Consider the following 14,431-nt stretch of genomic DNA (forward strand, 5'->3'; position numbering starts at 1 on the left):
CGTGCGGGCTTGCCTCTTTACCCCTTTTCCCCGGCCGCTTCCAGGATGGCGGCCCCGAGAATGTCCACGGCCTCGTCGATCTCGGCCGGACCGACCACGAGCGGCGGGAGCATCCGGACGGTGGTGGGCCCCACCGCGTTGACCAAGAGCCCGCGCCGCAGGGCGGCCTCTACCACGGCGGCGGCCGGTACGTCCGTCTCCACGCCGACCATCAGGCCCAGGCCGCGGATCTGGCGCACGTGCCCGGTACGGGAGGACATGGACTGCAACTTCCCGCTCAGGTAGCGCCCCATCGCGTCGGCACGGCCGACCAGCCCCTCCTCCTCGATGACCTGCAGCGTCGCCAGGGCCGTGGCCGCCACCAGGGGGTTGCCTCCGAACGTGGAGGCGTGCTGGCCGGCCTGCAGCACGGAGGCCGCCGGTTCCCGGGCGAGCAGGGCGCCGATGGGCGTGCCCCCTCCGAGTGCCTTGGCCAGGGCGACCGCATCGGGGACGATCCCGAAGTGCTCGAAGGCGAACAGCCGCCCCGTACGGCCCAACCCCGTCTGGACCTCGTCCAGGATCAGGAGCGCCCCGGCCCTGTCCGCGATCTCCCGGGCCGCCCGCAGGAAGGCCGGATCCGCAGGGTACACCCCGCCCTCGCCCTGGACCGGCTCCAGCAGGATGGCCGCCGTGGACGGGCCCACGGCCCCGGCAAGGGCGGCGGCGTCGTTGAAGGGCACGGTGCGGAAGCCCGGCACCAGAGGCTCGAAGGGCTCCTGGTACTTGCGCTGCCCCGTGGCCGACAACGCGCCCAGGGTACGCCCGTGGAACGAGCGCTCGGCGGTCACGATCTCGAAGCGGCCGCTTTCACCCCGCTCCCGGGCCCAGCGCCGGGCCAGTTTGATGGCCGCCTCCACCGCTTCCGCGCCGCTGTTGCAGAAGAAGGCCCGGTCGAAGGGGGAGCGCCGGACGAGCCACTCGGCCAACCGGGCCTGCGGCTCGGTATAGAAGAGGTTGGAAGTGTGCCACAGTTGCCCGGCCTGCCGGGTCAGGGCGTGTACCACCCGGGGATGGCAGTGTCCCACCGCGAGCACGCCGATGCCGGCGATGAAATCGAGGTAGGCTCGGCCCTCCGTATCCCAGACCCGGCAGCCCTGCCCCCGGGCCAGCGCCACCCGCTGGCGCCGGTAAACGGGGATGAGGCACCGATCGGCCAGCTCCATGATCGGCTGGCCCGTGCTCCCCTCGCCGATCGTTGTGCCCTCGGGCACGCCCACTTCTCAGCTCACCACCATCGTGCCGATGCCGCGATCCGTGAAGATCTCGAGCAGCAGGGAGTGGGAGACGCGCCCGTCGATGATGTGGGTCCTGGGCACTCCTGCTTCCAGGGCGCGAATGCAGGCCTCGACCTTGGGGACCATCCCGCCGGCGATGCTGCCCTCCTCCATCATCCGGCGCGCTCGCTGCACCTGGAGCGCGGAGATGAGGGAGGCGGGGTTGCCGGGCTCTTCGAGGATCCCCTCCACGTCGGTGAGGATGATGAGCTTGTCGGCCCGGAGCGCCGCCGCCAGCTCGCCGGCCACGCTGTCGGCGTTGATGTTGTAGCTCTCGCCCTGGTAGCCGGCCCCGATGGGCGCCACCACCGGGATGTAGCCGTTCTCGGCGAGCTCCTGGACGAGCTCGGGGTGGATCCGTTCCACGTCGCCCACGAAGCCCAGGTCGACGGTCTCCCCGGTCGGAGCCCGCTCGAGGCGCTTGCGGGCCACGATGAGGTTGCCGTCGTGCCCGGAGAGCCCCACCGCTTTGCCCCCGAAGCGGTTGATGGTGGAGACGATGTCGGTGTTGATGATCCCCATCATCACCATCCGTACGATCCGCATCGTCTCCGCGTCGGTGACGCGGCGCCCGTTGACGAACTGGGGCTCTCTCCCCACGGCCCGCATCGTCTCGGTGATGGCCGGGCCACCCCCGTGGACGAGCACCGGCTTGACCCCGACGTAGCGAAGCAGGATGACGTCCAGCGCGATGTCGCGCTGGACGTCCTGATCGGGCATGGCGCTCCCGCCGTACTTGATGACGAACGTCTTGCCGAAGAAGGTGCGGATGTAGGGCAGGGATTCGACCAGCACCGAAGCTTTCTGGATGGTTTGTTCCAAGGTCACCCGTCGTCAGACCCCCCGCTGCCGCCACCCGGGACCTGCGTCCATCTCGCCCTGTCCCCGTCAGGAGCGGTAGCTTGAGTTGATGCGGACGTATTCTTCGCTCAAGTCGCAGGACCAGGCGGTCGCCTCTGCCCGCCCCCCCGTGCCCAGGTCGATGGCCAGGTGCACCTCGTCTCGCCCCAACGCCTCCCTGACGGCCTGCTCCGAGAAGGGCCACTCCCGGCCCTCCCGGGCCACCAGGATCGACCCGATCCAGATCGAGAAGCCCCCGGGATCCATCTCCGCTCCCGAGTACCCGGCGGCGGCCGCGATGCGTCCCCAGTTGGGGTCCTGGCCGTGCACCGCCGCCTTGACCAGGGTGGAACCGGCGACGGCGCGCGCACAAAGGCGCGCCTCGTGCTCCGTACGGGCTCCCCGCACCCGGACTTCGACGAGGCGCGTCGCCCCTTCCCCGTCCCGCGCGATTTCCTTCGCCAGATACGTGGCGACCTGCCGGACTCCTTCCGAAAAGCGATCGAAATCCTCCGTGCCCGGGGCCAACGGCGCTCCTCCCGCCTTCCCGCTCGCCAGCAACACCGCCATGTCGTTGGTGCTGGTGTCGCCGTCGACGGTGATGAGGTTGAACGACGCGTCGGTCGCCCGGCGCAGTACCTCGTGGAGCGGGCCTGCCTCCACGGGCGCATCGGTGGTGAGGAAAGCGAGCATCGTCGCCATGTTGGGGTGAATCATCCCGGAGCCCTTGGCCATCCCGCCGATCCGCACGACGCGGCCGCCCGTGAGCGGCACCTCGAGGTGCGTCTGCTTCACCCGCCGGTCGGTGGTGAGAATGGCCCGAGCCGCCGCCTCCGCCCCGAAGGGCGAGAGCTCCGAGCAAGCCCGCCGGATCCCCTCCCGCACCGCGTCCATGGGAAGGGGGACGCCGATGACCCCGGTGGAAGCCACCAGCACCTGGTCGGGCTGCAGCCCCAGCAGCCCCGCGCACTCGACGGCCATGGCCCGTGCGTCCGCAAGCCCCCGCTCGCCCGTGCAAGCGTTGGCGTTGCCGCTGTTGATGACCACGGCCTGCACCCGGTGCGCCGACCGCTCCAGGTGCTCCCGGGTCACGATCAGGGGAGCCGCTTTCACCCGGTTGGTCGTGAACACCGCCGCCGCCGAGCAGGGATCCGGCGCGAAGAGGACCGCCAGATCCGGCCGTTGACGCTTGATACCCCCGTGCACCCCGGCCGCCTCGAAACCTTCGGGGAAGGTCACCCCCTCCCTCTGCGCCGGCGCGGGCTCATCCGGCTCCCCCCGTTCGGCCATCCCGGACTGCGCAACCGGACGGGGCGGCGCCGTCACCGGCGCACCCAGCGCCGCGCCGTCTGTGGCGAAATCCCCAGCCATCGACCCCACCGCCAGCGACTCCCTTCCGGGCAGCGCGCCGCGCCCTCACGGATAGAGGGGCACGACCTCGAGCCCTTCGCGCTCGTCCCAGCCCATGAGCACGTTGACGTTTTGAACGGCCTGGCCCGCGGCCCCCTTCACCAGGTTGTCGATGGCGGCCATCGCCACCACGACCCCGGCGACCGGATCCCACCGTATGGCCAGGTCGCAAAAGTTGGAACCCTGCACCGCCTTGGTCTGGGGCAGCTCCGGCGGCTCCAGCACCCTCACCCATGGGTGCGAGGCGTAAAAGCGCCGGTACCGCTCCAGGAGCTCCTCGTCGGGCATCTCCCTCGCCGGGCGTGCCACGCAGGTCGCCAGGATCCCCCTGCTCGCCGGTACCAGGTGAGGGATGAACGTGAGCACCGGCGCGCTCTTGCCGGGCGGCACGAGCCGGCCCAGCACCGCGGCCATCTCGGGCGCGTGCCGGTGTCCCGGTACCCCGTACGGCCGCACGTTTTCGGTGGCGCCCGGAAAGTGGTAAGCCGGGCCGGGCTGGCTCCCTGCGCCGGAAATCCCCGACGTGGCCGACACCACGATGGGAGCGTCCGGGTCCAGCAGCGCCTCGCGCGCAAGCGGCGCCAGCGCCAGCAGCGCCGCCGTCGGATAACACCCCGGGTTGCCTACCAGCCGCGCATGCGCCAGCTCGTCTCGGAAGAGCTCCGGGATGCCGTACACCGAGGAAGCCAGCCACTCGGGATGCGGGTGAGACTTGCCGTACACCCGCCGGTACGTCTCCTCGTCCCTGAACCGGAAATCGGCGGAGAGGTCGACCACGGCCGCTCCGGATTCGAGGAACAGGGGCGCCTGCTCGGCCGCCACGCCCGCGGGGGTGGCGAAGAAGACGACGTCCGCCTGTCCTGCCAGGGCAGCCGGCTCTTCCACCGGGGCAAAGGAGGCGGAGACCACCCCGCGCAGCGAGGGATAGACGGATGCGACGGGCTCGCCCGTATGAGAGCGAGAGAATATCCACTTCAGCTCGAGACGCGGATGGCGGGCGAGCAACCGGAGCAGCTCCAGCGCGGAGTAGCCGGACCCCCCGACGATGCCCGCCGATACCCTTCGCGACCGGGGATGCGAAACCCCACCCACGGGGCCGAGGCCGTCGTGCTGCATGGGCGCATTATCGCGCCCGGTGGATATATATGCAACCCCACCCGGGCATCAATCGTACCGGATATCCGCGCCCAGGGAGGCCAGCTTCTCGACCATACGGGCGTAACCCCGGCGCACGTGGCGGAAACCGTCGACCGTGGTCTCGCCGGTCGCGCTCAGCCCGGCGATGACCAGCGCCGCCCCCGTCCGGAGGTCCGTGGCGGTGACCGGCGCGCCGCTCAACTGCGGCACGCCCATGATCACGGCCGTCCTGCTCTCCGTCTTGATCTGGGCGCCCATCCGCTTGAGCTCGTCGATGTGGCGGAAGCGGTCCTCGAAGACGCGCTCCGTGACGATGCTCGTACCCTCCGCGGTCAGCAAGAAGGCCGAGAGCTGCGGCTGCAGGTCGGTGGGAAAACCCGGATAGGGCAGCGTCTTCACCGAAATGGCGGAGGGCCGGCGGCGCAGGGAGGCCCGCAGGCTGTCGAGCCCGACCTCGATCTGCACTCCGGCCTCCTCCAGCTTGGCGAGCAACGACTCGAGGTGCTTGGGGATCACGTTTTCCAGCACGATCTCGCCGCGACTGGCCAGCGAGGCGAGCAGGTAAGTGCCCGCCTCGATCCGGTCGGGGATGATCGTGTACGAGGTCGCATGCAGCGGGAGCCCTCCCTGGATGCGCACCAGATCGGTGCCGGCCCCTACGACCCGCGCCCCCATGCCCACCAGGAAGTTGGCCAGGTCGACGACCTCCGGCTCTTTGGCGGCGTTGTAGATCACGGTCGTGCCGGAGGCGGCGGTCGCAGCCATCATGAGGTTTTCGGTAGCCCCTACGCTCGGGAAGTCCAGGTAGATCTCGCTGCCGACCAGCTTGCGGGCCTGCGCGATGACGTAGCCCCGCTCCACCCGCACCTCGGCCCCCAGCTCGGCCAGCCCCTTGAGGTGCAGGTCGATGGGACGGGGTCCGATGTCGCACCCGCCCGGCAGGGGCACGACGGCGCGGCCGTTACGGGCGATGAGGGCTCCCAGGAAGAGGGAGGAAGCGCGGACGCGCTTGGCCTGGTCGTACGGCACCTCGTCCGCTATCGGGCCTGCCGCTCCCACCCGCACCGTGCCCTCGGCGCGATCGAGGGTGGCGCCCAGCTGCTCGAGGATCTGCACGACCACGTCGACGTCGACGATGTCCGGCACCTGGGCCAGCTCCGAGACGCCGTCGCGTGCCAGCAGGCAGGCGGGCAACAGGGCGACCGCGGCATTCTTGGCGCCGCTCACCCTGAGCCGCCCCGACAGCGGGCGTCCACCCCGGATGCGCACCCTGTCACTGGGCGCCTGCCCGGTCTCTCCCCACAGCAGGGGCGGCGGGTCCTCCGGTTTGCGGGTCACGTGAAGCTCTGCGCTCGCCAACTGCACACCTCGAGTACCAGCGATGCTCATACCATCGTTTCCTTCGCCGGTCGACGGGCCCACCCTGCCGGGACCGGGTGGAGCCCTTTCCAAGACCTTGCGGTATCTACGCGGGGCGGCGCGCCCGTAGCACCCGGTACCCGCTCCCCCGCTCCACCGTCTCCACGGGCCCCACCCATTGCTCCAAGGCCCTCGCCAGGCTCTCGGCGCCCTGCCGGGTCCGGATCACGACCCAGAAGCTACCCCCCGGCACCAGTACGCCCTGGCTCGCTTGCCGCATCCATGTATAGATCACGTGGCGGCCGGCCCGGACCGGGGGGTTGGTGACCACCGCCCCCGCGCTCGCGCCGCCGAGGGCGCTCAACCCATCCCCGATGAGCACGGGCACCTCCAGCCCGTTGCGCAGAGCGTTGCGGCGGGCAAGCCCTGCCGCCCGCTCGTTGATCTCCACCATGAGCACCTGCAACTGCGGGTACCGGGCCTTGATCATGAGGCCCAAAGCGCCGTATCCAGCGCCCACGTCGACGACCGTGGCGGCGCCCTGCGGGTCGAACGCCTCCGCCAGGAGCCGGGTGCCCGGGTCCACCCGCCGGAAGGAGAAGACGGCCCTGTCGGTCTTGAGCCAAAGCCGGGCTTGCCCGGCGGAAAAGGGTACCTCCCGGATCTCGTGCGGCGCCTGGGGGCGGCGGGTGAAGTAATGCTCGCCCCGCCCGCCGCAACCGCCCGGCGGCTCCGTCATGCCGGCCTCACGCTCGTCGGAGCGGCACGCCCGAGCAAGAGCGCGTAAACCCGGATCATCGCCGCCACGTCCTCCAGGTTGTGGACCAGTACGGGATCGATCCACCGGCCGTCTCTCGTCTCGACGAAGTGGCGGTAGTATTCGGGCACCAGGGACGACGGCAGATCCCCGGCTCGCCGATCGCCCGTGAGCAGCCTGTCCACGCTGGCCAGCCGTGCGTCAGGAAGGACGGCGCGCAGGCGCCGGCGCACCTCTCCCAAGAGATCGAAGACCCACGGCCCGGGCTGCTCTGCTTCCTGTACGCCTTCGTCCATCCCGTGAAAGGCGAGCCGCATTTGCAGGAACGGGAGGTCGAAGCTCTTGCCGTTGTACGTGACCAGCGCCGTGGCCCTGCCGACCTCCTGCCGGACCGCCGCCAGCACGGCCGGCTCTTCGTCGAAGTCTCGCGCCAACAGCTGCACGACCCGCCAGCAGCCTCCGTCCCACCAGGCCAGCCCGGCCAGGAACAACGGAAAGACCGGCGCCAGCCCCATGGTCTCGATGTCCAGGAAGAGCAGCTCCTCGGGCGCGAAGAGGTGCAGGAGCTCTCCGTCGCGAAGCTTGCGCCGCCGCAAGCCCGGCACATAGCGGGCCCGCAGCTCGTCCCACGCCTGGCGGGCGTCCTCGCCGTACCTCGGGTGGGCCTGGAGCTGTAAGAGGTCGGCGTACCCCCTCTGCCGGAGCCACTCCTGCCGTACCGGGCCCACCCCGCGCACCAGGGTGAGCCGGCCCTGCCATCCCTCCGGACGGGGGCCCTGCAGCCCGTCCCAGGGAGCCGGCGCGGCTGCCGGAGGAAGGATGCCGTCCCACCGCCACACCGCCCCGGGCGCCCCTAGAGGCCGCCACTCGACCCCTTGGTGGAAATGCACCACGGCCCGTCCCCTCGCCGCTCGGTGCCGGGCGCCGCCTTACGGCTGGCCCGCCGGCGGCCCCTCCTGCCCGATGCGGGCCAGCGCCTCCCGCGCCTTGGCGAAATCCGGCCGCAGCGCGAGCGCCTGCCCGAACAGCCGGCGTGCCTCGTCCACGCGTTGCATCTGCAGGTGGACCATGCCCAGATGATAGAGGATCTCGGCCTGAGCCTGGGGGTCCTCCCCGGAGGCGGCCACGGCTCTCTCCAGCTGCTGGCGGGCCTCGTCGAGGCGGCGCATCTGGAAGAGGACCCACCCGTACGTATCCAGCACCGAAGCGTCCGGGTGCTCCCCGGACAGCTCCAGCGCACGCTGGGCGAGCTTGAGAGCCTCCGGCAGGTTGACCTGGAACTCCGCGTAGGCGTACGCGAGGTTGTTGTACCCGATGGGCGAGTCGGGTGAGAGCTGGATGACCTGGTCGAACTCGCTGGCCGCGGTGAGCCAGTCGCCCGTCTCCATGGCCGCGTTGCCGAGGCGGTTGTGTGCGTCGATGTTGTAAGGGTCGATGCGCACGAGCTCGCGAAAACGCGCGAGCGCTTCCTCGTATCTGCCCGCCGCCGCCAGGGCCCGGCCCTCCTCGGTGAGCGCCCCGATGCGCTCCAGCGTCGACGTGTCCGGTCGGACGACGCTACCGGCCTCCGTCCCCAGCCTGGCCGACGAGAAGCGGACCCGGTGGCTCGCCCTCGAGGCCGGCGACGACGAGCGCTCCGATACCACCACCGCTTCTCCGATCCACCAGCGGCCCGACGGGAGCCGCACCAGCACCAGCTTGCCACCGGGGCCGAGCGCAGGCGCCTCGTACTCGACGGCGCTGCGTGCCGCTCCCGTATCGAAGCGGACGGCCTTGACGATGGTCTGGGGGGACTGGCCGGGCGAAAGCGCCGACGCCTGCAGGATGAGCCCTGTCTCGAGGTCGACCACGAGCTCGGCGCGGCGCCCCGTGCTCCCCTCGACGAGGGTGGCGCGCATCGCCGGGCGGCCTACCGTCTTGAGCTCACCCGACAGCTCCAGCCGGGAACCCTCCGGAAGGGGACGGAAGACGGCGAAGAAGAGGCGGAGCGCCTCGAGGAACGGGAAGCCCTGGTAGTCGTACGCGACCTTGGGCCCGGGCCCCTGGACGTCGAGCTGCACCAGGTTGCGCCACGCAGTTCCCGAGGCGAGGCCCCTGCTGTGCCCGTCGTCGGCCGGCCGCCAGGAGAAGACGTCGGGAGGGAAGCCGGTCAGCTCGAAAGTAGTGGCAGACCTGCTCTGTGCGCCGCCCGAGCCGCCGGTGCTCTCCACGGAGACCTGCATCACGAAGCGGTCGGGCCAGCTCATGGCGTCGGCCATGCGCAACGCCAGCGTACCCGGGCCTACGGGCCGGGCCGGCGTCTGGGCCGGGGCGGCCCGCCCTGCCCCGGCCGATACGACCAGGGCTGCGATCATCACCACGGCCCGGAGAAGCACCCCGAGCACCGATCCCTCGGCCCTGTTGGCCCGCATCCCGTGCTGCCCCCTGCCACCGGCGCGCGTCTGTTCGCTACCCGGCTCCCTCTTCGGTGTGGTGTATCGGGGCTCCTGCATCGCCTGCCACCCTCCCGGTGGTCGCGAAATGGAGCTTCGCCACGCTGCCCAAGAGCTCGACCCCGCCGCGCTCCACCAGCTCCCGGGCCACGGGTTCCACGTGGGTGGCCCCTTTGGGGAGCTTCACGCCCACCCGCTCGGAAAGTCGTTCCAGTTCTTCCAGGAAGCGGGCCCGCGCCAGGATGGAGGCGGCCGCCACCGCCAGGTCGGCTTCGGCCCTCGGCGCCTGTCGCAGCTCCACCGCGGTGCCCCGCCGCATCAGCGCGCCGGCCAGCCGGTGGGGATCCGAGGCGAACTGGTCGGCGATCACCAGGCCCACCGGGGCTCGGGCCAGCAGGTTCTCGAGGGCACGCGCATGGGCCCAGGCGAGGAGGCGGTTGACGTTGCGTATCCGGGCGTAGAGCTCGTTGTACCGGGCGGGACCGATGACGACGACCTCGTGCGGCACCATCCCCGCGAGCTCGGCGGCCAGGCGCAGGCAGCTCCCGTCGGAGACCCGCTTGGAGTCCCTGACGCCCATCCTCGCCAGTTGCCGTTCGACGGCGCCGTTGAGCACGGCCACCGCGGCAGCCACGAGCGGGCCGAAGTAGTCGCCCTTGCCTGACTCGTCGAGCCCGATGCGCGGCGTGAAGAGGGCCTCTCTCTCCCCCTGCCGGCCGCCCGGCGAGCGCGTCGTCACCGCAGCCCTCGCATCTCGCGGAGGATGGCGACACCGCTGCTGGTCCCGATCCGGGTCGCGCCGGCCTCCACCATCTGCAACGCAGCTTCGGCCGTGCGGATCCCCCCGGATGCCTTGACTCCGGCCCGTCCGGCCACCGCTTCGGCCAGCAGCCGCACGTCGTCCACCGTGGCGCCGCCCGGCCCGAAGCCCGTGGACGTCTTGACGAAGTGCGCCCCCTCTCGCACGGCCACCAGGGCCGCCCGGCGCTTCCACTCCGCCGACGGCAGGAGGCCCGTCTCCAGGATGACCTTGAGGATCACGTCGCCGCCGATGGCCCGGGCCACCGCCCGGATCGCCTCGGCGTACCCGCCCTCGTCCCCGGCGAGCAAGAGCCCTGCCGGGGCCACCATGTCGACTTCCCGCGCCCCCGCCGCCACCGCCTCGACCGCCTCGACCACCCGGGTGAGCACCGTAGTGGCCCCGAGCGGAAAGCCGACGACCACCGCGACCTTGACCGGGTGGCCCTCGAGCGCCCGCACCGCCCGGCGGACGTAGAGCGGGTTGACGCAGACGGCCCCGAACCCCCACTCCACCGCCTCCCGGCAGAGGCCTTCCACGTCCTCCGGGCGGGCCTCGGGCTTCAGCAAAGTGTGGTCGATCATGCGGGCCATGGCTTCCGGCGTTACCTCACGAGCCAACGGTGACATCTCCTGCCTGCACCTCCCCCGGCGCGCCCACGCGGGAGCGCCTGGTGAACAGGTAAATCCCACCCAGGATCATCGCCGCGCCGACCCAGTGCAGCGCCGATGGCCACTCACCGAACAGGGCCAGCGCCAGGACCGACGCCCCCACGGGCTCTCCCAGCACGGCCGTGGCCACGACCGAGGCCCCCAGCCGTCCCACCACGGCGTTGAGAGCCGAATGCCCGATCAGGGTGGGCACGGCGGCGATACCGGCTCCCAGCCACATCTCCCGCGCGGGCCACCCCGCCACGGGCACGCCCAGCCCCCAGGCCACCCCCAGCAAGGTGGCAGCCCCGGCGCCGTAGACGACGCCCAGGTATTCGAGCAGCGGTACGTGCGGCCTCAGGCGCTGTCCCACCAGCAGGTACACGCTCACCAGCACGGCGGCCGCCAGGGCCAGGGCGTCCCCGGCCAGGCTGTGCGACGACCACATCGCTTCGGCGGGCTGCGGCCCCAGGCGTCCCGGCGCCAGGGCGTCGGCGCCGGCAACGGCCGCGCTCCCCGCCAGGGCCACGCCGAGAGCCGCCGCCTGGCCGCGGCCGATCCGCTCCCGCCACAACAGCCACGCCAGCAGCACCACCCAGAGCGGCTGGGTGGTGACCAGCACCGTCGAGCTCAGGACCGAGGTCATGCCCAGGGAGGCGAACCAGATGGACCAGTGGGCGGCCAGGCTGACGCCCGCCAGGGCGGCCCACCTCCACCATCCCCGGGGCGGCGGGCTTGCGCCGGACGAGGAGCGTGCGCCCCGCCCCAGGAGCTTCTGGCCCCCCAGCACCAGCCCCAGCGCCGCGGCGGCGAAGGCGAGACGGTAAAAGGCCAGCACCACCGGCGGCAGCTCCGAGAGGCGCACCCAGATGGCCGCCGACGAGACCGCGGCCACCCCCACCGCCAGCAAAGGGTAGGCCCGGCGATCGGAAGCGTCCCCGGTCATGGCCGGACTGCGCCGTCTTCGGCGGAAGGCCTCTCGGGCCCTGGCCCCCAACCGCCGTTACCGCTCCGGGCGGGCAAGACGACGGAGACCGCCAGGCGCGACGGATGGACGTGCTCCCGGAAGATGCCGGTGACCTCCTCGTGGTCGAGCTCCTGGAGCACCTCGAGGTAGACCTGGGGAGTCACCCCACGAAAGTGCAGGTTGACGAGCGCGTTGGCCACCATCTCGGGGCTGTCCATGGAGGCGACGAAGTCGCCGATCTCCTTGCGCCGCAGCCTTTCGAAGGCGTCCCGGTCGATGCCCTGGTCCACCGCCCTATCCAGGATGGCCCGCAACCGGGCCTCGAGGGCGTCCGGGTCGGGCGTCTCGCCGCCCATGACGGTGTGGGCGAACCGGGTGTCGCTCATGTAGCGGGCCGAGAACGCGTCGTCGATGAGGCCCGATTCGTACAGCTCGGTAAAGGCCTGCGACGCCCTCCCCAGCACCGCGTCGAGCGCCAGCGAGATGGCCAGGTCGCGGCGCACCAGCTCCCGGCCGTAGTACCGCCGGGGCACGTCCTTGATCCCCAGGGCGAGGCGCGGCCTCGAAACCGGCAGCTGCGCCTCGATCCGCACCTGGCGGACGCCGTCCGGCTCCTGGGGGTCGAACCGGCGCACCACCTGGCCGTCGTCCCCAGGAGGTACGCGCTCGGCGGCGAGGCGGGCCACGGCATCGGGGTCCACCTCGCCGGCCACGGCGAGCACCGCGTTGGACGGGCGGTAGAAGGTGGAATGGCACAGGTAGAGCTCGGGCACCCCGATGCGTCGGATCGACTCCACCGTCCCGCCGATCTCCTCCCGCACCGGGTGGACGTGGTACAGGGCCCGCATGAGGTCGATGAGCAGCACCCGGGTCGGGTCGTCCTCGTACATGCGCAGCTCCTGCTCGATGATCCCCTGCTCCTTGCGCACCGAGGCCTCGCTGAAGTAGGGCTCCTGCACGAAGCGCAACAGCAGGTCGAGGGACTCCTCGAAGTGCTCGACGGTCGAGAACAGGTACGCCGTCAGCGTATAGGAGGTGTACGCGTTGGCCGACGCGCCGAGGCGGGCGAAGTCGGCGAAGACGTCCCCCTTCTCCTTCTCGAAGAGCTTGTGCTCCAGGAAGTGGGCGATGCCCTCCGGCACGTCCACCGGCGCGTCTTTCCCCGGCGGCGTGAACCGGCTGTCGATGGAACCGTAGCGCACCGCGAACACCGCGTACCGCTGCCGGAAATGGGGCTTCGGCACGGTAAGGACGACGAACCCCGAGTCGAACCGGGCCACGTGGAGCCGATCGCCCACGAGGTCGCGCACGCGCTGCTCAGCGAGCCGCACTCCCGGGCTGCCCTGCATCGTGCCGGCTCCCTCCTTCCGCCATCGCGGCCTGCTCGGCCGCCTGGTCCCGAGCCTGGCGGCCCGTCAGGAAGTAAAAGGTGTCGGGCGTGACGGTCGTCGCGACCTCCACGATCTCCTCGCGCCCGGTGCGGCGCACGTCCTCGATGAGCTCCGAGAAGGGGCGCTGGCGGCCCATGAGCAGGCCGTCGAGGTAGTGATCCGTGAGCGCCCCGGGATCGTCCTCGCTCGTCCGCCACCGCCGCACCAACGCCCGCCGGGTCGCCTCCAGCTCCTCGTCGGAGATCTCGCCGGCCGCCATGGCCGCCAGCTGCTGCTCGATGATGGCCATCGCTCGCTCCCGGTGCCTGGGGTCGATGCCGGCGCTCACGACCAGCGCCCCCACGCTCGAGTCGACGCGGCTGTACGCGAAGTAGGCGAGCGAGTGCCGCTCCCTCACGTGGATGAACAGCTTGGAGTGAGGAAAGCCGCCCAGCACCCCGTTGTAGGCCACCAGCGCCGGGTATCGCGGCGAGTCGAACAGCACCGGCGTGCGGTATCCCAGGGCCAGGACGGCCTGTTTGACCTCTTCGGTCTCCGTCACGCTGCGCACGCCCCGGCCGTCCGGACGGCCAGCCCCTCCCGCCGCAGGCTCCCGGCTCCCGCCGTGGCCCTCCTCGACCCCCGCTGTCCCTCGCAAGGGCACCCCCAGGTCGTGCAGCACCTTCTCGGCGAGCTCGGCCACGGTGTCCGCCGGCAGGCTCGACACGACGACGAGGTCGAGCGGGCGCGCCAGCACCCGTTCGCGGTAGTGGCGGTACAGCGTGGCCGGATCGAGGCGGGGCAGGTCCTCCAGCCGCCCGAGGCGGTGCAACGCCTCGGGCGTGCCGGCGAACATCTCCTCGAACAGCCGGAAAACGGCGTACTGTCGCTTATTGTTGATGATCCCCTCGATCCGCCGACGCAGGATGTCCCGCTCCTGGAGGACGTACTCCGGCACGAAGCTCTCGCTCTGCGTCGCCGGGTCGAGCAGGGTCTCGAACATGATCCCGAGCAGCCCTTCCAGCTGCCGGCTCCCTTTGCCCTCCCCCGGCAAACAGGCGTCGGCGACGGTCTCGCCGCGTACCTCCACGGTCTGGGTGCGCCCCACCTTGCCGACGTCCACGCTCAACCTGGCGCCGTACATCCCCTCGAGACGACGGGTGATGGCCTGGAGGGTGGGCAGCGTGCGGGTACCCCTGCGAAGCACGAACGGCACCAGCGCGTTGGCCGTGACGTCCTGGACACGGAGCGGAAGCGGCACGACCAGCCGGGCGCTTTCGACCTTGAACTTGCGCGTGGTCAGCACGTGCACCGAGACGCCCGCGACCCGCCGCGTCTCGAACCACCGGCTCTCCCCGTCCTGCCCGGTCATGACCGCGCCACCGTCCTCCATG

13 protein-coding genes are annotated in these 14,431 nt (G+C 71.3%); all 13 read right to left on the reverse strand.

The window, feature by feature from the left end; all coding sequences use genetic code 11:
• Positions 1-17: 17 nt before the first annotated feature.
• Positions 18-1,253 (reverse strand): acetylornithine transaminase, encoded by a 1,236-nt coding sequence (locus U7230_RS09935; RefSeq protein WP_324715688.1) that lies wholly within the window; start codon positions 1,251-1,253, stop codon positions 18-20.
• A gap of 9 nt (positions 1,254-1,262) precedes the next feature.
• The gene (gene argB, locus U7230_RS09940) at positions 1,263-2,138 is read right to left on the reverse strand and encodes an acetylglutamate kinase (RefSeq protein WP_404980659.1); all 876 of its coding nucleotides are present in this window, start codon (positions 2,136-2,138) and stop codon (positions 1,263-1,265) included.
• Between the two features lie 66 nt (positions 2,139-2,204).
• A complete protein-coding gene (argJ, locus tag U7230_RS09945) occupies positions 2,205-3,527 on the reverse strand; it encodes a bifunctional glutamate N-acetyltransferase/amino-acid acetyltransferase ArgJ (RefSeq protein WP_324718225.1) in 1,323 nt (440 codons plus the stop codon).
• 45 nt (positions 3,528-3,572) lie between these two features.
• Positions 3,573-4,658 carry an N-acetyl-gamma-glutamyl-phosphate reductase gene (gene argC / locus U7230_RS09950; RefSeq protein ID WP_324715690.1) on the reverse strand — a complete coding sequence of 362 codons (1,086 nt, stop codon included), beginning with the start codon at positions 4,656-4,658 and terminating at the stop codon, positions 3,573-3,575.
• 72 nt (positions 4,659-4,730) lie between these two features.
• Positions 4,731-6,092: a UDP-N-acetylglucosamine 1-carboxyvinyltransferase gene (gene murA, locus U7230_RS09955; RefSeq protein WP_324715691.1), complete on the reverse strand. Its 1,362-nt coding sequence runs from the start codon at positions 6,090-6,092 to the stop codon at positions 4,731-4,733.
• A 76-nt stretch (positions 6,093-6,168) separates the two neighbouring features.
• Entirely contained in the window at positions 6,169-6,801 is a 633-nt protein-coding gene (locus U7230_RS09960; RefSeq protein ID WP_324715692.1) for a class I SAM-dependent methyltransferase, read from the reverse strand.
• Positions 6,798-7,712 carry a ribonuclease H-like domain-containing protein gene (locus U7230_RS09965; RefSeq protein ID WP_324715693.1) on the reverse strand — a complete coding sequence of 305 codons (915 nt, stop codon included), beginning with the start codon at positions 7,710-7,712 and terminating at the stop codon, positions 6,798-6,800. Before U7230_RS09965 ends, U7230_RS09960 begins: the two co-directional genes overlap by 4 nt.
• A 36-nt stretch (positions 7,713-7,748) precedes the next feature.
• Positions 7,749-9,230 (reverse strand): tetratricopeptide repeat protein, encoded by a 1,482-nt coding sequence (locus tag U7230_RS09970; RefSeq protein ID WP_324715694.1) that lies wholly within the window; start codon positions 9,228-9,230, stop codon positions 7,749-7,751.
• Between the two features lie 37 nt (positions 9,231-9,267).
• Entirely contained in the window at positions 9,268-9,990 is a 723-nt protein-coding gene (rnhC, locus tag U7230_RS09975; protein WP_324715695.1) for a ribonuclease HIII, read from the reverse strand.
• Positions 9,987-10,679, reverse strand: a complete 693-nt coding sequence (gene deoC / locus U7230_RS09980) for a deoxyribose-phosphate aldolase (protein ID WP_324715696.1) — start codon at positions 10,677-10,679, stop codon at positions 9,987-9,989. Before deoC ends, rnhC begins: the two co-directional genes overlap by 4 nt.
• Complete coding sequence (locus U7230_RS09985) at positions 10,660-11,646, reverse strand: DMT family transporter (RefSeq protein ID WP_324715697.1); 987 nt, start codon at positions 11,644-11,646, stop codon at positions 10,660-10,662. Before U7230_RS09985 ends, deoC begins: the two co-directional genes overlap by 20 nt.
• Positions 11,643-13,016, reverse strand: coding sequence for an EF-P 5-aminopentanol modification-associated protein YfmH (gene yfmH, locus U7230_RS09990; protein ID WP_324715698.1), 1,374 nt, complete (start codon positions 13,014-13,016; stop codon positions 11,643-11,645). Before yfmH ends, U7230_RS09985 begins: the two co-directional genes overlap by 4 nt.
• Positions 12,985-14,409, reverse strand: coding sequence for an EF-P 5-aminopentanol modification-associated protein YfmF (gene yfmF / locus U7230_RS09995; protein ID WP_324715699.1), 1,425 nt, complete (start codon positions 14,407-14,409; stop codon positions 12,985-12,987). Before yfmF ends, yfmH begins: the two co-directional genes overlap by 32 nt.
• Positions 14,410-14,431 lie beyond the last annotated feature (22 nt).

The sequence above is a fragment of the Limnochorda sp. L945t genome, from assembly GCF_035593305.1.
GTDB classification, from domain to species: Bacteria; Bacillota; Limnochordia; order Limnochordales; family Geochordaceae; genus Carboxydichorda; species Carboxydichorda subterranea.

Bases quoted from the DNA above. Each gene is read 5' to 3' on its own strand.
- argJ (WP_324718225.1), bottom strand. From the start codon at position 3,527: ATGGCTGGGGATTTCGCCACAGACGGCGCGGCGCTGGGTGCGCCGGTG.
- murA (WP_324715691.1), bottom strand. From the start codon at position 6,092: ATGAGCATCGCTGGTACTCGAGGTGTGCAGTTGGCGAGCGCAGAGCTT.
- U7230_RS09960 (WP_324715692.1), bottom strand. From the start codon at position 6,801: ATGACGGAGCCGCCGGGCGGTTGCGGCGGGCGGGGCGAGCATTACTTC.
- U7230_RS09970 (WP_324715694.1), bottom strand. From the start codon at position 9,230: ATGCGGGCCAACAGGGCCGAGGGATCGGTGCTCGGGGTGCTTCTCCGG.
- deoC (WP_324715696.1), bottom strand. From the start codon at position 10,679: ATGTCACCGTTGGCTCGTGAGGTAACGCCGGAAGCCATGGCCCGCATG.
- U7230_RS09985 (WP_324715697.1), bottom strand. From the start codon at position 11,646: ATGACCGGGGACGCTTCCGATCGCCGGGCCTACCCTTTGCTGGCGGTG.
- yfmH (WP_324715698.1), bottom strand. From the start codon at position 13,016: ATGCAGGGCAGCCCGGGAGTGCGGCTCGCTGAGCAGCGCGTGCGCGAC.
- yfmF (WP_324715699.1), bottom strand. From the start codon at position 14,409: ATGACCGGGCAGGACGGGGAGAGCCGGTGGTTCGAGACGCGGCGGGTC.